Below are 24,046 nucleotides of genomic sequence, written 5' to 3' on the forward strand. Positions count from 1 at the left end.
AACTTTGGGGCTAGATTATCCACGTCTTATTAATACTTTAAAATTCATTAATGTACCTATTACATAATTTGGTGTATATTGTCGGAAAACTATAGTCTCAGGCAAATGGAAGATTTCACAATCCATCTTCAAATATATATGAAAGCACCTTCAGAGCTTGGTTCACGGTTTCGACTGTGACACTCGCCTTTTCCGATATTTCTTTTAAAGCATGGTGATGGGATTCCGAACGAATCAAAATAAGCGGTTTGCCTAGAGAGATGGCAGTGCTGGCATCCATGGCAGTATTCCATTGTTTATATTTTTCACCAAAAAGTGCGACGACAAGGTCGGCTTGTTTCATCAAGAGACCTGTCCGTAAATTGTTAATTTGGGAAGCGGCCGCATCCTTCAAAATCGGGGTGGGCTGTACTCCTAAAATTTCTTCTCCAATATTGTCGGAACGTTCATGGTTTTCCATCGGTCCGACAAATTCTAACGGAAGTTTCAAGGCGATTGCCTTATCTCTTAATTCACTTCTCCAATTTGAATGGATTTCCCCAGCAAGATAAACAGTTAATTTCATAATTGTTCCCCCTTGGTATATAAATTGATTTCATTGTATCATGTTTTGAGAAAATGGATGAATTTCATAAATAAGGATAATAGTATGCATAAGAGTGTATTCTGTAATCAATCTTTAGGAAAAGAGAAGGCTGGAGGAATGACGATGGCTCTATCGATTAATAAAATTCTTATTTTCCTGTTAATGAGCAGTCTAATTGTTGTTGGTTGCTCGGGCATTGAAAGGCAAACTGATAAAGCAGTTAAGGTCGCAGAATTGGCATTTCGTGACGATAAGAAACAGCCAAATATAGAGGCGGGTCTCATTCAGGTGTATCTGCCAGAGGATTTTAAGGTAGAAGAAGAACATGATAATAATTTGATCTTAAAAAGTGATAATCAGGCTTATATATTATTTGTGAATCCAAATGAAAATGAAGACAGCTCCGTATTATTTCTGGCGATTAAAGAACAGGGAGATAAATATTTGGTGCTGCATTCCTTTCAAAATGATGATAAATTTGGGTTTATCACAATAAAAGAGTTAGCGGAAGATAAGTATGAGCTTGCGCTAGGAATCGGTGGAGTCAAGCTGACAACTGAAACCGATAAAGATCAAATAAAACACGATGCAAAACAAATGATGGAAATCGTTTCATCAGTGCCTCAGAAATAAGGAACAGCTCGGAAGTATCATTCCGGGCTTTCCCTTATTAGGCTTCGTTATCATAAAGATGAAACTGGCTAGTGACCGATTGTATACCATTGGCAAAGAAACATAGTTCGGAAGGAGCTTCGTTGACTTAGGTAATGGCTAGTATATGATTTTTGCTCGAAGAACTAACCTCTTCGGAAGCTTCTGATGATTGTTCAGATATTAGATGCGTTTCGCAGCTTCTTAACCTTTGAGATGTTTGCGGTAATACGACAAGGTCTTTAGAGGCTGTTTTAGTAAAGGAGATAGATTGGTTTTGTATCGATTTACATTCTTCGAATTTCTGTGATTCAGTAATCAGTTTTTTTATTTGCTGGAGAATTATTAAGAGTTAGTAATATTTTTAATAAGTAATTCAACCCTAATCCGTATTAATGGTTGATTTATGCAGAGTCTGGTATGATGGAAATATAAAAAATTAAGATAATAATTTAGAGCTGGAGGAATATAAAAATGGAAAATTTACAGACTTTAGAACAATATGATGTATTAAAAAATGAAGGCAAACATATTTTTCTTTTTTCAGCGACATGGTGTGGAGATTGCCGTGTGATTGAACCAATAATGCCGGAGATTGAAGCGAAATTTCCTGAATTTACGTTCATTTATGTAGATCGTGATAAATACATCGATGTTTGTGTAGCCAATGATGTATTCGGAATACCAAGTTTTATCGCTTATGATAATGGCAAAGAGCTTGGCCGATTCGTGAGTAAAGATCGTAAAACACAAGAACAAATTGAAGAATTCATTCAAGCATTATAATCAAAATCCCCTTCTCGCTGGGGATTTTTCAATGAAGAGGAGGGTCAACCTTGAAAATGGATAGCACGAAGCTGAAAAACATCTTAAAAGAACGTTTAAAAGACGATAATCGCACGTTTAAATTCGATAGCAAGAAAGATACGTTACGGGTGGAGAATGTGAAAACGGGTAAAGGTATCACCGTCGAATTGCCGCCGGTGCTAGCTAATTATGAAAACGTTCAGGAAAAAGCCATCGATGAAGTTGTCTATTACGTGGAAGAGGGTCTGAATGTAATGGGGGAAGAACACAGCATGGAAGGCAAGGAGAAATTCATTTTCCCAGTCATTCGTTCGACGTCCTTTCCAATGGAATCGGAAGAAGGAAACCCTTTTTTATTCGATGAGCATACGGCCGAAACACGTGTCTTTTATGCACTGGACTTAGGCAAAACCTACCGTTTGATTGATGAAAAAATGATTCAGCGGGAAAATTGGCAGGGGGACCGAATCCGGGAGATTGCCCGTTTCAATGTCCGTTCCCTCTCAACAGAAATGAAGTCGGATATCGTCGCGGATAATACATTTTACTTTTTGAACACAAATGATGGCTACGACGCAAGCAGAATCCTTAATGAATCATGGCTTCGAGAAATGAAGGACAAAATTCAGGGAACAATGGCAGTGGCGATTCCTCATCAGGATGTCATTATCATTGCAGATGTGAAGAATAATACTGGGTATGATGTGCTCGCACAAATGGCGATGAGCTTTTTTGCAAGTGGCCACGTACCGATTACTGCTTTATCCTTCCTGTACGAAGAAGACGAGCTGGAGCCTATCTTTATTTTGGGTAAAAACAAAAAGCGTGAACAATAAGTAAAGCAGAATGCACAAAATACAAGGACCCTTGCAAGTTTGGAAAAATTCCAGCTCGTCAGGGGTCCTATTTTTTTATGTGCTTTATGAAATAATGTTTTATGGCTATTTTTTTACCGCTATATTTCATTTTCTCCAAATTTTCCAGCCCAAACATCAAAGAAAGAGATGCATGAGTTACATAAACAGCAACTGTTTCCCAAGATTCTTTTGATGGGTGGAATAAAAATTAGTCTTATGTATCTGTACTAATCTCTTCCCATTCTTGATTCATGTAATTAACCAACCAATTAAGAGCATAATGTCTTTCGTAAACTACACCTTCGTTTAGAGCAGGGGGAATTTCCAAATGATTTAGTTGGTCTTCTCTTACAGCCCAATGTGCGCGATAAATAAAATCTAGATTATCCAAGACAACGTTAATTGGTTTTAAAGTGGCCATATTTAGCAATTCTTGTCTCGAATGATTTAAAACCGTTTCAAACACCAAATCTACATCACACATATCAGCAGGAGTATTTATCTCAGATATTAAATTTACAGACCAAAGTAGAACCCATATACATTCTAATTTCCAGGAATAAGCGATTAAATCATTCTGTTTAGGTCGCCATGTTGAGATAAATTTTTGTTCCTCTTCTGTAAATAACTCATTAGCATTATATCTATTGATGAATTTTTTGATTTCTGCCTTTGGAGCCTTCAGTGCTTTCGCTGAAACAATAGATAATGGTATTATTCTGTTTATAATTTCTTCTTTTGTTCTAAGTGAAACCTCATCTTCATTTTCTGCTAAGGGTAAATGCACATTAATGGGTACATTTAATGTTCTTAGTATATTTTCAGAGTGTTCCTTTCTAATTGTTGAACTTTTCATTGTACACCTCACTAGAGTAATCTCATACTCATTCATTACAGAAATATTGCTGCGTTAGTTTTATAAAACAGGCTCTTGCTTGTCTTCTACCTATATACATAATCCCGCTCAATTCCCAAAGCAAATAAAGTTATTTGATTCTTCTTGAACTATAACGACCAATCATTATAAGGGACTATATCATAATTTTTATATTTTCTGCATCGCAGCGTAGTTTATAAAAATATTGAATAAGCTCATGCTCTTTTAAAATAGTTTTTTCCATCTTGAGTAATTTTCTTTTTCCGATACGACGATCTAATAGACAAAGAATGTTAATCAAAACATCCGAAGACTTTAATAATTCCTCAATTGGTGAGTTAAAGTATTCCTCTAATGCAAAGTAAAAATCATATTGACCATAAATTCCATCTGCTTTTAGTATTTTATGAGCCTGATCTTGTAAGGCCCGATTTTTGGGTACATCATCAAAGTCATACTGATTAGATTTATCTCGTATGTCACATTCTCTATAAAATTCTTCTCTTGCAGCTGTAATTGTACACATGCTCAATATTTCCACTTTATCAACGGTAATTACAGCTCTGCCTAATTGGTCATGAGCTTTACGGTAATTGATAACTTGAAAATCCACTCTCGAGCGCAATGTCTCACATAGAAAATCCGTTAACCGTTTCTTTGCTTTGCTCCATTTTGGACTATACAACAAATTGCCCCCCAATATTCCGTCCTTTAGTTGAATGATACTCGCTACAATGATTGTACATTAAATGGAAAAAGCCAACTCATTATTTGTTATAGTGTCGGCTCTTTATTTTAAAGAACTAGATTATTTCTTACTTTCTAATTTCGAAAGTTTTCTTTCTTTTTTATCTTTACTTGGTATATCTGTCTATCAACATCTATAGAATGGATGCTCTTTAAAATATCATCAGCGTGTTCAACAAGTTCATCCGGTTCTTTTTCTGTAAGCTTTTCCATTGCATCCCATAACAAAACACCTTCAACCCAAGTCAAAAGCGTATAAATATTTTTTCACAGTTGCTAAATGCCAATAGATTTGAGGATTTGACATTAAAAATGTAAAGTATTAATTTAATTTCCCTTAAATTTGATACCAAGCAAACTTATATCAGAGATTCGCAGTATTATTTCCCAGACAATCTTCAAGCAAGCTAGGAACAGAAGAAGCATCAGTTTAGAGTAATTATAGATAAAAGATAAAAAGTGACTTTAATCATTCTATTACAAAAGAAGGAAGTGTGAACAGTTAAAGCGAAACTGTAAGGTAGTTTGTTTTTATGCTGTCAGGATGTACTTATTCGGATTTAAGATGAACCGAATAAAACAAATTGTTTAACCCAAAAATTAAAAATCATTGCTCTTATGGTTTTATACACAGAGTTCTTAAACTATTATAAGTTTTCTTTAAGAAAATTCGTTAACATTCCGATGTTTGAACGAAAGGAACATTCCTTAATTAATATTCTTTTCACATAATTATCAAGCCGATATTTAAAGGGGGACAATAACTATGAAAAATCAATTAATGAACATGCTAGAAATGCGTAAAAATGAAATGATTCAAATTCGTCGTTATTTACACGAAAACCCGGAGCTTTCCTTTAAGGAAGAAAAAACAGCACAATATATCATTGATTTTTATAAGGGAAAAGATGTGGACATTCAAACGAATGTTGGAAATGGATTAGGAATCATCGTAACAATCGAAGGTTGGAAACCAGGAAAAACGATAGGTCTTCGTGCAGACTTTGATGCGCTGCCTATTTTAGAAGAAACCGAGGTTCCATTTAGGTCTAAAAATGAAGGTGTGATGCATGCTTGTGGACATGATGGACATACAGCTTATCTATTAGTCTTGGCAGATTGCCTCATTCAGCTTAAGTCTTCCCTTTCTGGTACCATTAAAATCATCCATCAACATGCTGAAGAAGTACCGCCAGGAGGTGCGAAAAGCATCGTGGAATCAGGGGTGCTAGATGATCTAGACGCTGTTTTTGGAACGCATTTGTTCCCATCACATCCAGCTGGAGAGGTGGGGTATCGCAGCGGCTATTCGATGGCTGGCAGGACATATTTCAAGTTAGGGATAAAAGGTGTAGGCGGCCATGGTTCTTCCCCACATTTGGCTAATGATGCTATTGTTGCAGGTTCCCATTTTGTAACAGCTGTTCAAACCGTAATCAGCCGGCGCTTGAACCCCTTTGATATGGGCGTTGTCACTATCGGTTCTTTCGATGGAAAAGGAAGCTTTAATGTCATAAAAGATCGGATAGAGATTGAAGGGGATGTACGCTATATGACAGAGGAGACCGAACAGCTGATAAACAATGAAATACACCGGATTGTTAAAGGGATAGAAACAGAATTTGATGTTCAGTGTGAGCTTTTATATATGCCGGATTATCCACCTTTATATAATGATCCTAAAATGACTGAATTTGTGAAAAATAGCCTTCAAAACATGAATGACCCAGATATTAAGCAGGTCTTAGAATTCCCAATGTTCTCAGGATCAGAAGATTTTTCATATTATGCGGAAAAAACGCCTGGTTGTTTCTTTTACATAGGCTGTAAACCAAAAGGGGTAGAGAAGGTGTATTTCAATCACCATCCTAAATTCGATATCGATGAAGATGCGCTTCTGATTGCGGCCAAATCAGTGGCGCAAGTTGTATGTAGTTTTTATGAATTAGATTAGTCAACTGTAGCCCTACTTTTCTAAAATAGTTATATAACCCCCAAAACACCGTTCGGTTTAATCGAACGGTGTTTTGTAGAATCTTGCCGCTACATTAATAAAACTAGAAGAATTCACCAAGAATGATATGGTTTGTATTAAAACTTAATCTCTTTGTAAACATCATTTAACAGCGGTGTTTTATTTAAATAGTAGACTAAGGGCTAACGTTATTTTTTTATATAGAATAGGTTTATACTCTTTTCAGAAGGGGTTTAATAGGATAAGAGTTATGCGAAAATCGAAGGGTAAGTACAAATAAATAAAAAAAGCACATACAAATTCCTATTCAGCTTAAATTCTCTCGATATTTTATAAATAACTGGTAGAATAAGTTACATAACTACAGATAGTAGAAAGAGTGATAGGTTTGAAATGGCTAAATAAGATGAAGAAATGGTTCCAAGCAGAGGAAATTATTGAGATTGAAGAAATTATTATAGATGAACCGCTAGATGAAGAAACATTAAAAAATATGGATTTTTCCAAGCATACAAACACAAGGAAAGAAGATATAAAAGAATACAATCAAACAGTGGAGAAGATGTCCCAGGTGAATGATCCGGATACAAAAATCCTGTTTCAATATCCGAAAGGGCAATTTAAGTTTCCTCTCATTCCTGACCAAGAGCAGCATAGAAGAAAGCCTAGGGAAAGAAAGAGGGAAGAGCGTGAGCGTGAACGTGAGCCTAAGCGTGAACGTGAGCCTAAGTCTAAACAGGAAAAAGTGACCAAAACTAGAAGCCCTGTGAGGGGACCTGAACCAAAGCATAGAAACGTCGATCGTGAATCAACAAACAAAATAGTTCCATCGAAAACTCCATTCCGTCCGACGGAAATCCCCTCACCTATATATGGGTTTCGTCGTCCAGAAAAAAAGATGGTCACTAATGAGCGAATTGTCGAGTATGAATTAGAAAGCAAGCTACCTGTTCTCAAAAAAGAAGAGCCAGAAGTTCCAGCGTATAGCTCTAACACCACAAAAGAAGTGGCCTATGAGGAATTAACAATTGAACCTTCTGTTCTTGTACCAGAACAAGTGGAAGAAAAAAGGGAAGAAGAGATGGAGATTCCCGCTTATTTCCGTAAAAACGCACCTGCAACACCCCTTGAGGAAGTAGCAAGCGAGCCTTCTGAACCTATTTCTGAACAGGTGGAAGAAATAAAAGCCTTAGAGCAGGATCAGGGTGATTTTGGGCGGGAAGTGGCTGTTTCGATTATGGAACAGGTGGAAGCGACACCGACCAAAGCTTATGTAGCTCCAAAGGAAGAAGTTATACAACCAACACCGGAATATGTCGAGAAACCTGTCGAAAGTCAAGTGATTGATTTAGAAAGCGAACCAGCGGCGACTATTACGGAAGAACAGCCTAAACGCCCAAAAAAACATATTCCTTTTAATGTGATGATGCTTAAGCAGGATCGGGAAAAAACTCAATACCTAAATAAGATTATAGCGGAAAAAAAAAGCCCTGATTCAGAGAGGGGAGTAGTTTCTTTTGAAAAGAAACCTACAATAAATCCTGATGAAGCAGGGTCTGGACAAGCAGTACAATCCGGATCCATTCATGAATTGAAAACAGAGGCAGACCGAGTCGTGTTGGAAGAGAAGCCGGTTATGCCAGAATCTATAAGCTTCCGGGAAACGCAGTATGAATCCGTAGCGGTAGCCGAACCTGAGAATGCCGGTGAATCCAATATGGAATCAAGTGGGGTCTATGAATCGCCTTTCATGCCGGAAGTGAAAACCACTGAAAATGTTGAGCAAAAAGAACCGAATACAGAGGCTGCAACAGAAGTAGAAGGAAGAAGCATGAAGGATATCTCAGAAGCTCTGGTGTCTATAGAAGTGGACGACAATCCTTATTATGTGTTTCCGAAGATTGATTTGCTGACACCTCCTACTTACGCAGAGCATGATGATGAGTGGCTTGAGGAGCAGACATTTTTACTAGATGAGACACTGAAGAACTTTAATGTCCGGGCAAAAGTTGTCAATGTCACTCAAGGGCCAGCAGTGACTCGTTTCGAGGTGCATCCGGAACCGGGTGTGAAGGTGAATAAAGTAACAAACCTGATGGATGATATCAAATTAAGTCTAGCTGCTCAGGATATGCGGATGGAAGCGCCGATTCCGGGTAAGCATACAATTGGTATCGAGATTCCAAACAGGAAAAGTAAGCCGGTATTTTTGCGAGAGGTTTTGGAAAGTACTGAATTTCAAGAGCATGAATCACCGCTTGCTGTGGCACTTGGACTCGATATATCAGGTCAGCCGATTATCACTGATTTAAGAAAAATGCCACATGGCCTGATTGCCGGACAAACCGGATCAGGGAAAAGTGTCTGTATCAACACGATGCTGGTTAGCTTGCTGTATAAAGCGACGCCTCAGGAGTTGAAATTACTATTAATCGATCCGAAAATGGTCGAGCTTGCTCCATATAACCGGATTCCGCATTTGGTCAGTCCAGTCATTACTGATGTGAAGGCCGCTACAGCTGCCCTGAAATGGGCGGTAGAGGAAATGGAACGGCGTTATGAATTGTTTGTTCATGCCGGCGTCCGTGATATTAGCCGCTTTAATGACCAAGCAGAAAAAGCCGGACAATATTCAAGCAAGCTTCCTTATATTTTGGTGATTATTGATGAGCTGGCGGATTTAATGATGATGTCCCCAGCTGATGTCGAGGAAGCGATCTGTCGCATTGCTCAAAAGGCCCGTGCCTGTGGTATTCATTTAATTGTGGCCACACAGCGACCATCAGTCGATGTCATAACAGGATTAATCAAGGCAAATATTCCGACAAGAATCGCGTTCTCTGTTTCTTCCCAAGTCGACTCACGCACGATTATCGATAGCGGAGGGGCAGAAAAGCTGTTAGGAAAAGGGGATATGTTATTTGCTGAAAACGGCTCATCAAAAACGGTGCGTTTGCAAGGAACTTTTGTAAGTGACGAAGAAATTGATCAAGTCGTCAACCACGTGAAACTAGAGCAGCAGCCGAAGTATTTATTTGAGCAAGAAGATTTGTTAAATCGGGCACAGGTTACTGAAGATGCAGATGAGCTTTTCTTTGAGGCATGTGAATTTGTTGTGAGTCAGCAGGCTGCATCAGCATCAAGTGTCCAAAGACGCTTCCGTGTGGGTTACAACCGGGCAGCGCGTCTAATAGAAATGATGGAGCAGCAGGGGGTTGTTTCGGAATCAAGAGGCAGCAGACCCCGTGATGTTTTAATCACAGAGGAAGAACTTGAATTTTTGCATGTGAATTAAGAGAACCTATTAAAAGGAAATTGTATATAATGTTAAAGGTGAAAACGCGGTGTTATCACCTTTCATGACGGAATAGCCAATGATTTGATAATTTGGTATCTGCTTGACATGGATGAATGAATAAAAAAGTGATATAATAGTTTTTTGTTGATGAGTGATTGAAAATATAAGTATAAAAAACCTATGAAGAAATTGCATTTCTTCAAGTCTCGTAATGAAAAAACAAATAAAAGATGACGTCATATACTGTCATACAGGTAGACGATTGGTGGAGGTTCGCTTTATGACTGCTTACCATTTTGTGGGAATTAAAGGATCGGGTATGAGCGCTCTTGCTCAAATACTGCATGATATGAATATTGAAGTGCAGGGTTCCGACTATGAAAAAGAATTTTTTACACAATTAGCGTTAGAAAAAGCCGGGATAAAAATCCTTCCTTTCAATGAGGAAAATATACAACCAGGAATGACCATTATTGCAGGGAATGCGTTCCCGGACACCCATCCGGAAATCGTAAAGGCAATGGAACTGGGTTTGCCAATCATCCGTTATCACCGTTTCCTTGGTGATTTCATGAAAAACTATATTAGTGTGGCAGTTACGGGAGCGCATGGTAAAACATCGACAACCGGCTTACTGGCCCATGTTATGGGTGGCGTAAAACCAACATCCTTTTTGATTGGGGATGGAACGGGTAAAGGGATTGTGGATTCTAATTACTTCGTATTTGAAGCATGTGAATATCGCCGACATTTCCTTTCTTATTATCCGGATTATGCAATCATGACAAATATTGATTTCGATCATCCTGATTATTATGCCAATGTTGAAGACGTGTTTGAGGCATTCCAAACGATGGCTCTTCAAGTCAACAAAGGCATTATTGCGTGCGGAGATGATGAGCATTTACCACATATTCAGGCGAAAGTACCAGTTATTTTTTACGGATTCGCGGAAGGAAATGATTTTCAAGCGAAAAATGTTTTCGTCACTTCAGAAGGCACTACATTCGATGTGCATGTAAGAAACAATTATTATGATACTTTTACTATTCCGACTTACGGAAAGCATAATGTGTTGAATGCACTAGGTGTCATTGCTCTTTGTAAATATGAAAACTTGGATACGGAAGCTGTGAAAGCCCAATTGCGGACTTTTGGCGGAGTCAAACGCCGGTTCTCTGAGAAGGAAATCGGAAGTCAGATCATCATTGATGATTATGCGCATCATCCGACTGAAATCTCAGCAACTGTTGACTCAGCGCGTCAAAAATATCCAGAGCGTGAAGTTGTTGCGGTATTCCAGCCACATACTTTCTCAAGAACGCAAGCATTCCTGGATGAGTTTGCCGACAGCTTGAATTTAGCCGACAAAGTATACTTATGCGAAATTTTTGGATCTGCTCGTGAACACCAAGGAAAGTTGTCGATTGAAGATCTTCAAGAGAAAATACCGGGTGCCGAGCTGATAACGGAGAACACAACATCTATATTGCAAAATCATGAAAACAGTGTCGTACTATTTATGGGTGCAGGGGACATTCAAAAGTTCCAGGCGGCCTATGAGCAGTTACTACAGGTTAAATAAAAAAAATGGCCAATCCGTTAGCGGGTCGGCCATTTTTTTTAGTTTAGATCCATAGAAAAAAACCAGCCGCAAAATAGACTGCGGCTGGTTTTTTAAAATCCGGTACAACTTATAAATGTTATTTTAAATTTTCTGGATTTAATTTTTCCAGTTCAGGTAAGACAAAGCGTCCGTCCTTACGAATCAAGACATCATCAAAATAAATTTCTCCTCCGCCATACTCAGGGCGCTGGATATTGACTAGGTCCCAGTGAATGTTTGAATGGTTTCCGTTAAAGGCATCATCATAGCATTGTCCAGGGGTAAAATGAAAACTTCCATCAATTTTTTCATCAAAGAGGATATCTTGCATCGGGTGTAGAATATAAGGATTTACACCAATCGCAAATTCACCGACATATCGTGCGCCTTCATCTGTATCAAAAATTTTGTTGATGCGTTCAGTATCATTCGCAATTGCTTCAACAATTTTCCCATCCTTGAATGTTAACTTCACGTTTTCAAAAGTAAAACCCTGATAAGGGGACGGAGTATTATATGAAATCACACCATTGATTGAATCCTTCACAGGAGCCGTATATACTTCACCGTCAGGAATGTTTAGCTCACCTGCACATTTGATGGCTTTAATGTCTTTGATGGAGAAGGATAAGTCCGTTCCGGGACCTGTTAAGCGGACTTTATCTGTTTTATCCATCAATTCAACAAGGTTGTCCATTGCTTCGCTCATTTTGCCGTAGTCGAGGTTGCAGACTTCGAAATAGAAATCTTCGAATGCTTCTGTACTCATTTTGGCTAATTGAGCCATGGAATTTGTCGGGTAGCGAAGTACGACCCATTTTGTTTTTGGTACGCGGATATTTCTATGTACTTTCCCGACTGTTTGTCCCTGAATTGCCATTTTCTCTGCAGGGACATCGGACTGCTCATTGATATTATCCCCGGCACGAAGCCCGATATAAGCATCCATCTGGCTCATTACGTTTGCTTCAAACTCACCCATCATCTTGTATTGTTCTTCTTGAGCACCCATTAACAAGGCACGATCCACCTGGTGGTCTTTTAAAAGGACGAACGGGTAACCACCTGCTGCATAGGCTTCATTCACAAGGGCGTTAACAAGTTCACGCTGCAATCCAAAGTTTTCTATTAAGACTTTTTCACCTTTTTGAAGCTTCACGGAATAATTGATTAAGTTATTTGCTAATGTTTCAATTCTAGGATCTTTCATAAAAATACCTCCAATGTTTAAATTCGACTTATCTTTCTATCATACCCGATTTATTGCCATAAGTTCATCTATAGACTCCTATGGAGGAAATGGTTTTAGACAATAATATTTCCAGATTAGGGTTTGGTAGGGTATATTGAAAAAATAAAAACGTTTATAATAACAGGGAAGGGGTAACTAATAACTAACAGTTACTTAATAGTCGATTTTTTTCGGAGGTGTTCCAATGGAGATTATTTTATACGTAAGTGCTGCAATTGCAGCGATTGCTTTCTTAGTCCTTGTTATTTTTTTAACCAAGGTACTCACATCACTTCAAGCTACCTTGGACAGCGTGGCCCGGACGCTGACAGGACTTGAAAGCCAAATGCAGGGCATAACGCTCGAAACTACCCAGCTATTACATAAAACAAATACGTTGGCTGAAGACTTGCAACAAAAATCAGAAAATCTGAACACAGTAGTAGATGCTGTGAAGGATGTCGGCACATCCATCTCAAGCTTTAACACTTCCGTCCAAAAGGTTTCCCATAAGGTGCAGACGGAGATTGATAATAATCAAGAGCGAATCTCCCAAATTGTACAATGGAGTAATGTAGCCTTGGAAATTCGGGACAAATGGAAATCCAGAAATAAGCAGGCTGCCCCGACTCCAAATGAAAGAGCGGAGTTAGAACGGGAAGCACTAGAAACAGATAACTTACCTAAAAAAAGGTTTTTACGCTCTAGATCTTAAAATCTAGTTAAATAAAAATAAACTGAAAATTGAGAGGGGAATGTACTATGACTCAAAAAGAATTTCCGACAAAGGACTATCAGAAATCATATGAGGACGAATGCGACTCTATCAATTCAAAGGACTTTATGATTGGCGCCTTAATCGGTGGCATGATTGGAGCAGCAACAGCGCTGTTTATGGCTCCGAAAACAGGTAAGGAATTAAGAAGTGATTTAAATGAACAAGCTAGAAATCTTTCAGAGAAAACAGAAAAACTAAGACAAACGGCAATGGAAAAAGGTACAGCTCTGGCCGATACTGCCAAAGAAAAAACAAGCTCTGTCACTGAAATTGTTTCTAATAAATCATCTGGTATTGTTAATAAAGTGAAAAGTTTAAAAGTGGGTAAAGAAGAAAACGGTGATGCTGCCGATGATACTACAAATTCGAGCAATAAGGATATTGATGTAACTGGAACTTCAGATGCTCCAATCGTATCGGTCGAAACCAATTATACGAACGATAACAACACGGATTCAGAAAATGCTCCAGCCGATCCTACAAGCGGAAACAAGAATACGGCAAAATTAAAGCTTGATGAAGCGAAAAAAGCATTTGATGAAACAGAAAATAAATTAAAAAATTAAACTCAAATCTTCATTCATATATTACTGGTGAAGGCGCATAGAAGTTTGTCAAGAATCAGGCGATGAAGCGGTACGATAGCTTCATCGTCTTTTTGATGATAAACTATGCTAATAATGAAAGGAGACTTCAAAAAATGACAATAAATAAAATTGATTCAGAAGAACAATTCAATGAGCTTTTAAATAAGGAGACGTTCCTTCTTTTCAAGCATAGTTTAACATGCCCAGTCAGCGCTGAAGCATATGAACAATATGAAAAGTATATGGCAGCGAACGAGGAACTAAAAACGGCCTATTTAGCCGTTCAAGAAGCGCGTCCTCTATCCAATTATGTGGCAGAAACATTTGATATTAAACATCAATCGCCACAGGTTATTCTTTTTAAAAATGGAAAACCAGCCTGGAATGAATCTCATTGGAGAATTACATACGATTCACTAACTAAAGCTATCTCTGAATAAGTTGAAAAGCCGGATCCCTTTGCTTGAGGGATCCGGCTTTTTTATTCCGCCTTCATTCATACAGTAGTTGGCCAAAGGATTTTTAAATGATCCCCGGGAGAAATTACTTCATGAAAGGTCGTTTCTTGATCGTTTTTGATAAGGGTAAAGCGTTTATCTCCTTGAGCGGGCAAGTCAATTTCGACATGGCGGAATACATCCTGAAAAATAAATGGTTCTAGTTTTTGTCGGACTAAGCTGATTGAATCTCCTGTATGAATGAAATCATTCTCTTCAAGAAGTTCGTTGTTCCGCCGAAACTCAGCTAGTTTCTTAGAGAGGATAACTTGATTACCCTCATAAAAAACAGGGATGGAGAAGGTGTGCTGAATATTAAGGGCGTCAGCAACATCCAGTAATGTTGGCTGGGTCCGTCTTGTGATTTCTATTTCATCTCCATCATCAAAAGAGTAGGCAAGTTTCGATTCTAAACCATTTTTAGTGATTCTTCCTGTTAAGGCCGGGAGCCGAATGGCTCTACCATTTAACTGAAAGGAAAAAGGTTCAAGACGAGTAAGGAGCTCAGGCTGTTGAACCTCCTTAATTAATTCCTGGATTGTTCCAGGCATTTCGCAGGTTATTTGATCATGGTCCTCAACAAGTTCATTGCCAGACGCCGCTTTTCCATTTCTGGTGATAGAGGCCCAAATCCTATGTTCTGTTCCATTAAGGGTAACTTTTTTACTGGAGTGGTCATCAAGCACATCGCTTATCCGTAAAATAGCGGGCTCACCGTCTTCACCTTTTTTGGTTATAATGACATCTTCATTTTTAACTTCATCATCTAAGGAGGCTTCTTTCCCATTTAAAGTAATAAGAGATTTCTTCCCGTGTCCTCCTGGAAGCGTAATCTGCTGCCCATTGATATGTACAATTTTAGCAATCCCAGGCTTTCCATACAGTTTACTCATCCGGATACCGGCCGTGAGCAGGCAATCCCCCAGGCTTGTCCGTTTCATATCGAATAGACGGATGGGACGGTCGTCAACGGTTACGCTCATATACTGTATCGGGTTTTTATCGGCTGCAATGGCTATGCCAATTGGGGTAACCAATTCGGGACCTTTTTGAATCGTATCTGAAATCCCGAGGTTTTGGATGGCTTCTATACCACGAATAGCAACTCGGTTCTCAGGCAAATTTAATTTTTCAGCCAAAAGGCGGGGAAGCTCTGGTGTCTGACTTCCGCCACCAACAAGCATAACTGCTTTTGGCGGTTTTGCGTTATTCAGAGATAGAATTTCCGTACTGATTGACTCGGCCAAACGATCGAGTGAGGGATGAATATTATGGATGATATCTTCCCTGGAAACATCGTTGGCAAAACCGAGGATATCTGTAACTGTTATATGATCATGATTGATTAACTCTCTTTTTGCATTTTCGGCTAATGGGAAATCAAGAAGCAGGTAGTCACTGATTGCCTCGGTTATTTCATCACCGGCAATTGGCACCATCCCATAGGCAATGACGGTCCCTGAATCTGTCAGGGCAATATCTGATGTCCCGGCTCCAATATCTACTAAAGCGACGTTTAAGCGCCGCATGGATGACGGAATGAGTACATTGATAGCTGCTATAGGCTCAAGGGTGAGAGCCTGCATTTCCAAATCCGCTCTCTTTAAGGCTGACAGCAGTGATTCTACGACAACCTTCGGAAGAAAGGTAGCAATGATCTCAACAGATGCTTCATCACCGCTCTGGTCAATTAGACTACCTATTTCCTGTCCATCAAGCCGGTAGTATAAAACAGAATAACCAACGCAATAATACATGGAATGGGAAGTGGTTTGTTTGGCAACAACAGCCTGTGCTTCCTGGACGGCACTGAATTCAAGGTGAAGGATATCTTCACGTGTCAGCATCGGCTTGCCTCCAATATTGATCGCCATTTCCGCCCGTTCCGTTTTTAAGGCCCTTCCGGCAGCAGCCACGGAAACCTTCTTTAAGGAACCGTGTTTTTCTTCAAGTTGACTTTTGATATGAGTAATGACTTTGGATACGGCAAGGACATCATGAATTTGTCCATCGAGCATGGCTCTCTCAGAATGCTCTTCAGATAAAATATCTATTATATTATAGCTTTCCTGCTTTTTTTCCAATATAATTCCTACAACGGATCGTGTTCCAATATCTAAAGCAAACAGTTTTTCGTACATGGTAAACACCTACTTTTATGTAATTATGACTTTAATGCTTAAAAGCGTTTAATTATTAAAGAAAAATGTAGTGACATTTAAAGATACTTCATTTATAATTGATTTAATTATACATGAAATATTATAAAATTTTTCATTGGATAAAATAATCGGGGCAAATGAGTGAAAATTCAAATAGATAATTTGGGCTTTTAATCGCTGAACCGGTTTTAATTTTAAAAAACGAAGGGATGGATTTGTAATGAGCAACAAAGAGCTTGATGGACTTCGTAATCAACTGGATGATGTGAACCTTCAGTTATTACATCTTATTAATCAACGTGCTGAACTTGTACAGGAAATTGGCCGCGTAAAAGAAAAACAAGGTGTAAACCGTTACGATCCGGTCCGTGAAAGAACAATGTTGGACCTTATCGAAGCTAATCATCAAGGACCTCTTGATCTTGGTTCGATTAAACATATTTTCAAAGAAATCTTCAAATTAGGCTTGGAACTTCAAAAAGATGACCAGAAGAAAACGCTTCTTGTTTCTAGAAAACAAAAATCGGAAGATACAATCATCGACATTAAAGGCGAATTGATTGGGAACGGAATTCCAAGCTTTGTTTTCGGACCATGTGCCGTTGAATCTTATGAACAAACAGCTGCAGTAGCTGAAGTCATCAAAGCAAAAGGCTTGAAATTAATGCGCGGTGGTGCATATAAACCACGTACCTCTCCATACGATTTCCAAGGACTTGGTTTGGAAGGCTTACAAATTCTTAAGCGTGTAGCTGATGAATACGGCTTAGCTGTAATCAGTGAAATCGTGAGTGCAAACGACATCGAAGCTGCGGTTGAACATATTGATGTCATCCAAATCGGAGCACGTAACATGCAAAACTTTGACTTGTTAAAAGCTGCAGGTGCCGTAAATAAACCTGTTCTCTTGAAACGTGGACTTGCTGCAACAATCGAGGAGTTCATTCATGCAGCGGAATACATCATGTCACAAGGTAATGGTAACATCATCCTTTGTGAGCGCGGTATCCGTACTTACGAAAAAGCAACAAGAAATACACTTGATATCTCTGCTGTTCCGATTTTAAAACAAGAAACTCACTTACCGGTTATGGTTGACGTAACGCATTCTACTGGACGACGCGACCTATTGCTTCCAACAGCTAAAGCAGCTCTTGCTATCGGTGCGGATGGTGTCATGGCAGAAGTTCATCCTGATCCGTCTGTTGCTTTATCAGACTCTGCACAGCAAATGGACTTCAAACAATTTGATGAATTCTACGAAGAAATTAAACGTTTGAACTGGGTAACAGTATAAGCTAGAAGGTTTTTAAAATATGCACTTACGGCCCTTACCATCTTGGCAAGGGCTATTTTTAATGGTAAAATACTTGTTTTTGCAGAAAAAGTCTATAAAAAGGCACTATTGGATTGCAGGAAAGATTCTACTATCGTATGATAAATAACAAGAATGAGAACTGTTCGGAAGGTTGGGTCATACATAAAGTGATATCTATGTGAATTTTATACTTGTAGAGATTATGAATCATGGCTGAGAAGAAAGAGTAGGACTGCATTTTTGTTAGTCAGATTGTTCCTAAAATAATCTTCCTTATAGAAGAAAAACGTATAAAAGAATTTTTCTCAAATATTTCGAGTCTTTTATGGGAAAAATGAAAGAAATGGAGGAATGGATGAATGAATAATATAACCATTTATGATGTGGCACGCGAAGCGAATGTTTCTATGGCCACTGTGTCCCGCGTAGTAAACGGGAATCCAAATGTAAAGCCTGCAACAAGAAAGAAAGTTTCAGACGTGATTGATAGGTTAGGATACCGTCCTAATGCAGTGGCGAGGGGTCTTGCCAGCAAGAAAACAACAACAGTAGGGGTTATTATCCCAGATATCTCTAGTATCTTTTTTGCCGAGTTAGCACGAGGCATAGAAGATATTGCGACTATGTATAAATACAATATCATTCTAAGCAGTTCTGATGAGAATATAGATAAGGAATTTCATTTGTTGAATACGATGCTTGGAAAACAAGTAGATGGTATCGTATTCATGGGTGGAAATATTTCGGATGAACATGTGAGAGAGTTTAAAAATTCACCTGTTCCAATCGTATTGGCTGGTTCGGTAGAAGAAAGCGGACAAGTCCCATCCGTTAATATTGACTATGAAGCAGCTGCATTTGACGCAGTTACCTTCTTCGCCCAAAAGGGTCACGAGCATATTGCTTTTGTAACTGGAAACTTGTCCGCGCTAATTAATGAAAAGAAATTAGCTGGTTATAAACGAGGGTTGAAAGAAGCGGGGCTTTCATTCGATGAGAGTTATATTGTTGATGGCGATTATACATATGATTCAGGGATTGAGTCTTTTGATAAGTTTCTGGAAGCTGAAAAGAAACCGACGGCGTTCATTGTCGGCGCTGATGAAATGGCTCTAGGAATTGTCCATGCTGCTCAGGACAAAGGCTATAATGTACCGGAAGACTTTGAAGTGATCAGTTTTGATAACACCCGATTGACCTTAATGGTTCGCCCGCAAATTACGACGATTGTTCAGCCTTTATACGATATCGGAGCGGTTGCAATGAGGCTTCTGACAAAATTGATGAATAAAGAACAAGTGGAGGAGGGTCATGAAAAAGTGATCTTACCACATCGAATTGAAGAGCGGCAATCAACGAAATAAGCTGGTTAGAGAGTGTCCTTAGGGCACTCTCTTTTAGTTTTGAAAACTATATGAAGGGTCTTGACGAAAAAAAGATCGTTTTTCAACGACCTTTTTAGTCAGCTTTTATCATTACTTGTTGATGTTTGTTTGGAAGTTCGGATGGGATAAAGAGCCTTTTCGAGCGTTTGGGCATTCTTCTCGGTAATTTCTGGTTTCCTTGGAATCGGTTCGTATATGTCCTCCATATCATCCCACTCATTTGGGAGCGTCACAGGGGACTCAGGCTGCCATGTATTAAGCCATTCTTTCGAGAGGGGGCCTGATATATCATTATTCGTCATCTCAAGCCAGACCCTCGACCAGGCACGCGGAACGACACGCCAGATATCATACCCTCCGCCGCCAACTGCAATCCAGCGGCCTTCACAATACTGATGGGCCAATTCGTGAGCCAATTTTGGTATTTCCCTGTAAATCTTCATTGTGGCAGATAGGTGGGTGAGTGGATCATAATAATGAGAATCGGCACCATTTTGTGTTAAGATGACATCCGGTTTGAAGAATTCAACCACTTCTTTAAAGGAAGCTGTGTAGCATTCGAGCCAGGAGTCATCTTCCGTGAACGCATCGACGGGAATATTGAATGAATAGCCGTAGCCCTTTCCTTGCCCTCGTTCGTTAATATTGCCAGTGCCGGGAAACAAATAACGTCCTGTTTCATGAATGGATAGGGTGCAGACTTCTGGGTCATCATAAAACGACCATTGTACGCCGTCACCATGATGGGCATCCGTATCGACATATAAGACACGTGCGCCATATTTTTTTTGTAAGTATTTAATCGCGACCGAACTATCATTATAAATACAAAAGCCCGAAGCTTTGCCGCGAAAACCATGATGCAGCCCCCCACCAAGATTCAGGGCATGCAGAGACTGACCGGTCATAACCGCATCCACGGCCGTTAAGGTTCCACCTACTAGTAAGGCACTTGCTTCATGCATATTAGGAAAAATTGGAGTATCTTCTGTTCCTAATCCATAATTTACGGCTTTTTCAAGAGGAAGTTTTCCCTCGCCCGCCAATCTGACAGCGTTTACATAATGGTGGTCGTGAATCAGTTCTAATTCTTCATCGGTAGCAAGTCTAGGTTTTATAATTTGATCATCACTAATGGCATGGTGTTTTTTTAACAAATCTAGCGTGAGCTTAAGCCGCTTTTGATTAAAAGGATGCTCGTCGCTGAATTTATAGGTAAGGAGTTCATCGGAATAGACAAACAGTGATTTATCAGTCATGAGAAATCCCCGGTAGACTAGGCCATAAAACGGTATAGCCTTCTTTCTTTAAATCCTCCACCACCATAAATGGATTCATTGTCTGTACACGGATTACAAGAATCTTATAATCAATTTCAGTTTTTTCCGGATAAACAAGAGTACTCAGGATATTCAAATTGCGCTTTTTGAAAATGAGGGCAATATCGTAAAGCGCACCTGCTTTATTCGGAATTTTGATTTCAATTTGGGAACCGGGCTGATTAACCCCCGTTAATTCAACGTAAGAATGAAGCAAATCAGAACCGGTTATAATGCCTACTAACTTTTTTTCTTTCACGATTGGCAGGCAGCTGATATTGTTTTCACAAAATACAGCCCCGATTTCTTCAACAAAATCTAGCGGATGCCCTGTGATTATATCTGTTTTCATGATGCTGGTTAGTGGTTTTTGTAAATCATTTTTGTATTCTGAGGTGCGGAAAATCGAAGGAGCAGCATCCCGTATATCACGGTCACTGACTAATCCCACAAGTTGAAAGTTGTCATCGACAATGGGAATATGGCGAATTCGTTTCTCCTTAATGATTAAGACAGCGCTATGGATTGTATCTGTTGGAGTGAGAGAAATAATATCTTCATTCATTATTTTTTCAACAATCATATTTGTTCCTCCTCTTTACTCACCTTTTTAATACATAAATCGATTCATAAAACGTAGTTGGTCAAACTTCTGGATAGATTCAGGCGGCACTCTTTTTCCAATACGCGCCATCAGGCAGTTGGCTGGATGGGAACTGATTTCCGGGTCATCTGTTGCAAAGTAGACCAAGTCGCCGGCACTCATCATTTTTTCCATGATTTTGCGATAGTCCCAAATATTCAATCCTGTCCCTTTCAAATCCCAATGCCAATAGTATTCAGTTGTGATGATGATAAAGTCTTCTACCGAATCGTCTTCCATGGAGAGACGGATTAAGTTCTTCCCGACGGAGGCACCCCGATATTTAGGGATGACCTCGATTGCACCAAGCTCAATCAGGTCATCCATCTTGATTTCTGACCAGCGTTCCAAGGGGTCGGGATATAAATAAGTTACATAACCAACGATGGTCTGATTTTCACGCGCTATAAAGATTCTGCCCTCAGGCAAGTCTGCGATCTCGATTAACGCTTTATGCTGCAGAGCAGGTGGGCGAAAGGCGACTAAGTCTTCGTGAAACTCATAGGATGCCATTTTTTGTCCATTAAGCGGGCCTTCAATGATAAGTGTGCCGCTTAATGTCTGCAATTCCTTAGCGTAATAGGTCTTACTATATTCCATTCTTTCACCAACCTTGTAAAATAGTTATCTTTTATACTTATATCCCAAAGTATAAGATTCATTATGCTTGAAAACTAACCAAATGGAAAGTTTACATAAATTATACATAAAAAACAAGTGAGATAATTCTGAAAGTTCGAGACATATTTGAATCTTTTGTTACAACATGGCTTTATGTTCCAATATCAATTCGTAATCACCTTTTAGCAATATTCGCCTTAAGTTTTCAAAATTTATAGCGAATGAATTTACCCTAATATGGAAAAAATAAGTATTTTAAAAATTGAGAAAATTAGATTTTTATACTATAATACAAAATATAAAGCTGAAAAAAGGGGGAGTATGTCGTATGAATGTGAAAGCGCTGCCAGTAGTTGAGGGTAATTTTAATTTAAAGAATTACGATGAAAAATACAAGACGTTTGACTGGTCTGAAGCGGAAAAGGAATTCTCCTGGTCTGAAACAGGTAAAGTGAATCTCGCATATGAAGCCATTGACCGCCATGTTGAAACATACAGAAAAAACAAGGTCGCCCTTTATTACAAAGATGAAAAAAGAAATGAAAAGTACACATTTAAGGAAATGAAAGATTATTCAAACCAAGCGGCCAATGTGTTCAAGAACATTGCCAAGGTGGAAAAGGGTGATCGTGTTTTCATTTTCATGCCTCGCTCCCCGGAACTTTATTTTGCATTACTAGGTGCCATTAAAACTGGAGCAGTAGTCGGTCCGTTGTTCGAAGCTTTCATGGAGGGCGCCGTAAGAGATCGTCTGGAAGATAGCGAGGCAAGTGTGATAGTAACGACTCCTGAGCTTTTGCCTCGTGTCCCGGTGGATGAATTGCCCCATTTGAAGCATATTTTTTTAGTGGGGGAAAATATCAAAGAAGAAGGAAAATATTATCACTTTAATAAAAAACTAAAAGAAGCGGACAAAAAATTTGAGATTGAATGGGTGGACCGCGCTGATGGACTGATTCTTCACTATACATCCGGTTCGACAGGGAAGCCAAAAGGTGTGCTCCACGTACATAATGCGATGGTTCAGCATTATCAAACGGCAAAATGGGTCCTTGATTTACAGGAAGAAGATGTGTATTGGTGCACAGCGGATCCTGGATGGGTGACAGGGACGTCTTACGGTATCTTTGGTCCATGGCTGACAGGTACATCGAATGTCATCGTAGGTGGTCGATTTAAGCCTGAATCTTGGTACAAAACTCTGCAAGACTTTGGTGTTACGGTCTGGTATAGTGCACCGACTGCGTTCAGGATGCTGATGGGTGCAGGAGACGAAATCGTTAAACAATTCGATTTAAGTTCTCTCCGCCATGTCTTAAGTGTCGGTGAACCGTTGAATCCGGAAGTGGTCCGCTGGGGGATGAAAGTATTCAATCACCGCATCCATGACACATGGTGGATGACGGAAACAGGTGCTCAACTCATCTGTAATTATCCTTGCCTGGAAATCAAACCGGGTTCGATGGGGAAACCGATCCCGGGTGTGGAAGCGGCAATAGTGGATAATCAAGGTAAAGAGCTTCCTCCGCACAGAATGGGGAACCTTGCTATTAAAAAAGGCTGGCCTTCAATGATGAAGACTGTCTGGAATAATGAGTCAAAATATGAATCTTACTTTATGCCAGGCGATTGGTATGTTTCTGGGGATTCCGCTTATATGGATGAAGAAGGATATTTCTGGTTCCAAGGCCGCGTAGATGATGTCATCATGACAGCCGGGGAAAGAGTAGGTCCTTTCGAAGTGGAAAGCAAGTTGGTTGAGCATCCAGCCGTTGCTGAAGCAGGGGTTATCGGGAAGCCAGATCCAGTCCGGGGCGAAATTATTAAAGCGTTTATTGCCCTTCGTGACGGATACGAAGCCAACGATGAATTAATTGAAGAAATTCGTCAATTTGTTAAGCTAGGTCTCGCAGCACATGCCGCACCACGTGAAATTGAATTCCGAGATAAACTTCCGAAAACACGAAGCGGTAAAATCATGCGCCGGGTCTTGAAAGCTTGGGAACTTGATCTTCCAACTGGTGATTTATCATCAATGGAAGATTAAAAAGCCGAGTTATCTGGAATCAAGAATAGTAGAAAAAAGGCATCCATGTTCATT

The 24,046-nt window shown here is 39.4% G+C and carries 21 protein-coding genes; 12 read left to right on the plus strand and 9 right to left on the minus strand.

The features are described 5' to 3' along the window. Positions 1-115 precede the first annotated feature (115 nt). Entirely contained in the window at positions 116-565 is a 450-nt protein-coding gene (locus tag JFU24_RS23055) for a YtoQ family protein (protein WP_056529456.1), read from the minus strand. A gap of 84 nt (positions 566-649) precedes the next feature. On the opposite strand from JFU24_RS23055, the gene JFU24_RS23060 reads away from it, so the two are divergent. The 3 genes from JFU24_RS23060 (at position 650) to JFU24_RS23070 (ending at position 2,880) form a co-directional block, all read left to right on the plus strand. After that, entirely contained in the window at positions 650-1,219 is a 570-nt protein-coding gene (locus JFU24_RS23060; RefSeq protein ID WP_201250568.1) for a hypothetical protein, read from the plus strand. Positions 1,220-1,711: 492 nt separating this feature from the next. Beyond that, complete coding sequence (locus tag JFU24_RS23065; RefSeq protein WP_053347331.1) at positions 1,712-2,023, plus strand: thioredoxin family protein; 312 nt, start codon at positions 1,712-1,714, stop codon at positions 2,021-2,023. Between the two features lie 50 nt (positions 2,024-2,073). Next, positions 2,074-2,880, plus strand: a complete 807-nt coding sequence (locus JFU24_RS23070) for a DUF1444 domain-containing protein (protein WP_242485387.1) — start codon at positions 2,074-2,076, stop codon at positions 2,878-2,880. A 235-nt stretch (positions 2,881-3,115) separates the two neighbouring features. Here JFU24_RS23070 and JFU24_RS23075 read toward each other — a convergent pair whose 3' ends face one another. From JFU24_RS23075 to JFU24_RS23085, 3 genes are all read right to left on the minus strand, one after another. Continuing rightward, the gene (locus JFU24_RS23075; protein WP_201250569.1) at positions 3,116-3,757 is read right to left on the minus strand and encodes a DUF4272 domain-containing protein; all 642 of its coding nucleotides are present in this window, start codon (positions 3,755-3,757) and stop codon (positions 3,116-3,118) included. Between the two features lie 175 nt (positions 3,758-3,932). Further along, a complete protein-coding gene (locus JFU24_RS23080; RefSeq protein ID WP_201250570.1) occupies positions 3,933-4,466 on the minus strand; it encodes an SF0329 family protein in 534 nt (177 codons plus the stop codon). Positions 4,467-4,600: 134 nt separating this feature from the next. Beyond that, positions 4,601-4,753 carry a hypothetical protein gene (locus JFU24_RS23085; protein WP_201250571.1) on the minus strand — a complete coding sequence of 51 codons (153 nt, stop codon included), beginning with the start codon at positions 4,751-4,753 and terminating at the stop codon, positions 4,601-4,603. 538 nt (positions 4,754-5,291) lie between these two features. On the opposite strand from JFU24_RS23085, the gene JFU24_RS23090 reads away from it, so the two are divergent. The 3 genes from JFU24_RS23090 to murC all read left to right on the plus strand — a co-directional run bounded on the left by JFU24_RS23090 (position 5,292) and on the right by murC (position 11,383). Then, positions 5,292-6,479, plus strand: a complete 1,188-nt coding sequence (locus JFU24_RS23090; RefSeq protein ID WP_201250572.1) for an amidohydrolase — start codon at positions 5,292-5,294, stop codon at positions 6,477-6,479. A 409-nt stretch (positions 6,480-6,888) separates the two neighbouring features. After that, positions 6,889-9,795 (plus strand): DNA translocase FtsK, encoded by a 2,907-nt coding sequence (locus JFU24_RS23095; RefSeq protein WP_242485389.1) that lies wholly within the window; start codon positions 6,889-6,891, stop codon positions 9,793-9,795. Between the two features lie 283 nt (positions 9,796-10,078). Then, complete coding sequence (murC, locus tag JFU24_RS23100) at positions 10,079-11,383, plus strand: UDP-N-acetylmuramate--L-alanine ligase (protein ID WP_201187987.1); 1,305 nt, start codon at positions 10,079-10,081, stop codon at positions 11,381-11,383. Between the two features lie 118 nt (positions 11,384-11,501). Here murC and JFU24_RS23105 read toward each other — a convergent pair whose 3' ends face one another. Continuing rightward, positions 11,502-12,614, minus strand: a complete 1,113-nt coding sequence (locus JFU24_RS23105) for an aminopeptidase (RefSeq protein WP_056529438.1) — start codon at positions 12,612-12,614, stop codon at positions 11,502-11,504. 226 nt (positions 12,615-12,840) lie between these two features. Between JFU24_RS23105 and JFU24_RS23110 the strand changes: the two genes are divergently transcribed. The 3 genes from JFU24_RS23110 to ytxJ all read left to right on the plus strand — a co-directional run bounded on the left by JFU24_RS23110 (position 12,841) and on the right by ytxJ (position 14,440). After that, on the plus strand, positions 12,841-13,350 hold the full coding sequence (locus JFU24_RS23110) for a DUF948 domain-containing protein (RefSeq protein ID WP_053347327.1): 510 nt from the start codon (positions 12,841-12,843) through the stop codon (positions 13,348-13,350). 47 nt (positions 13,351-13,397) lie between these two features. After that, the gene (locus tag JFU24_RS23115; protein WP_201186215.1) at positions 13,398-13,979 is read left to right on the plus strand and encodes a YtxH domain-containing protein; all 582 of its coding nucleotides are present in this window, start codon (positions 13,398-13,400) and stop codon (positions 13,977-13,979) included. 134 nt (positions 13,980-14,113) lie between these two features. Further along, positions 14,114-14,440, plus strand: a complete 327-nt coding sequence (ytxJ, locus tag JFU24_RS23120; RefSeq protein ID WP_201186214.1) for a bacillithiol system redox-active protein YtxJ — start codon at positions 14,114-14,116, stop codon at positions 14,438-14,440. A gap of 56 nt (positions 14,441-14,496) precedes the next feature. Here ytxJ and JFU24_RS23125 read toward each other — a convergent pair whose 3' ends face one another. Beyond that, on the minus strand, positions 14,497-16,638 hold the full coding sequence (locus JFU24_RS23125; protein ID WP_201250573.1) for a cell division protein FtsA: 2,142 nt from the start codon (positions 16,636-16,638) through the stop codon (positions 14,497-14,499). Positions 16,639-16,879: 241 nt separating this feature from the next. Here JFU24_RS23125 and JFU24_RS23130 point away from each other — a divergent pair, with 241 nt between their 5' ends. Then, entirely contained in the window at positions 16,880-17,956 is a 1,077-nt protein-coding gene (locus JFU24_RS23130) for a bifunctional 3-deoxy-7-phosphoheptulonate synthase/chorismate mutase (protein ID WP_053347323.1), read from the plus strand. Positions 17,957-18,336: 380 nt separating this feature from the next. Then, a complete protein-coding gene (ccpA, locus tag JFU24_RS23135; RefSeq protein ID WP_056529426.1) occupies positions 18,337-19,341 on the plus strand; it encodes a catabolite control protein A in 1,005 nt (334 codons plus the stop codon). A gap of 98 nt (positions 19,342-19,439) precedes the next feature. On the opposite strand, the gene JFU24_RS23140 is transcribed toward ccpA, so the two are convergent. Genes JFU24_RS23140 through JFU24_RS23150 form a run of 3 tightly spaced genes read right to left on the minus strand, consistent with a single transcriptional unit; the run spans position 19,440 to position 21,924 of the window. Beyond that, positions 19,440-20,621: an acetoin utilization protein AcuC gene (locus JFU24_RS23140; RefSeq protein WP_201223379.1), complete on the minus strand. Its 1,182-nt coding sequence runs from the start codon at positions 20,619-20,621 to the stop codon at positions 19,440-19,442. Continuing rightward, the gene (locus tag JFU24_RS23145; RefSeq protein ID WP_053347320.1) at positions 20,614-21,264 is read right to left on the minus strand and encodes an acetoin utilization AcuB family protein; all 651 of its coding nucleotides are present in this window, start codon (positions 21,262-21,264) and stop codon (positions 20,614-20,616) included. The genes JFU24_RS23140 and JFU24_RS23145 overlap by 8 nt, the downstream gene beginning before the upstream one ends. Before the next feature lie 27 nt (positions 21,265-21,291). Beyond that, entirely contained in the window at positions 21,292-21,924 is a 633-nt protein-coding gene (locus JFU24_RS23150; RefSeq protein WP_201186210.1) for a GNAT family N-acetyltransferase, read from the minus strand. A 349-nt stretch (positions 21,925-22,273) separates the two neighbouring features. On the opposite strand from JFU24_RS23150, the gene acsA reads away from it, so the two are divergent. Then, positions 22,274-23,992 (plus strand): acetate--CoA ligase, encoded by a 1,719-nt coding sequence (gene acsA, locus JFU24_RS23155; RefSeq protein ID WP_098175764.1) that lies wholly within the window; start codon positions 22,274-22,276, stop codon positions 23,990-23,992. Positions 23,993-24,046 lie beyond the last annotated feature (54 nt).

The sequence above is a fragment of the Peribacillus sp. TH27 genome (genome assembly GCF_016650915.1).
Lineage (GTDB): Bacteria > Bacillota > Bacilli > Bacillales > DSM-1321 > Peribacillus > Peribacillus butanolivorans.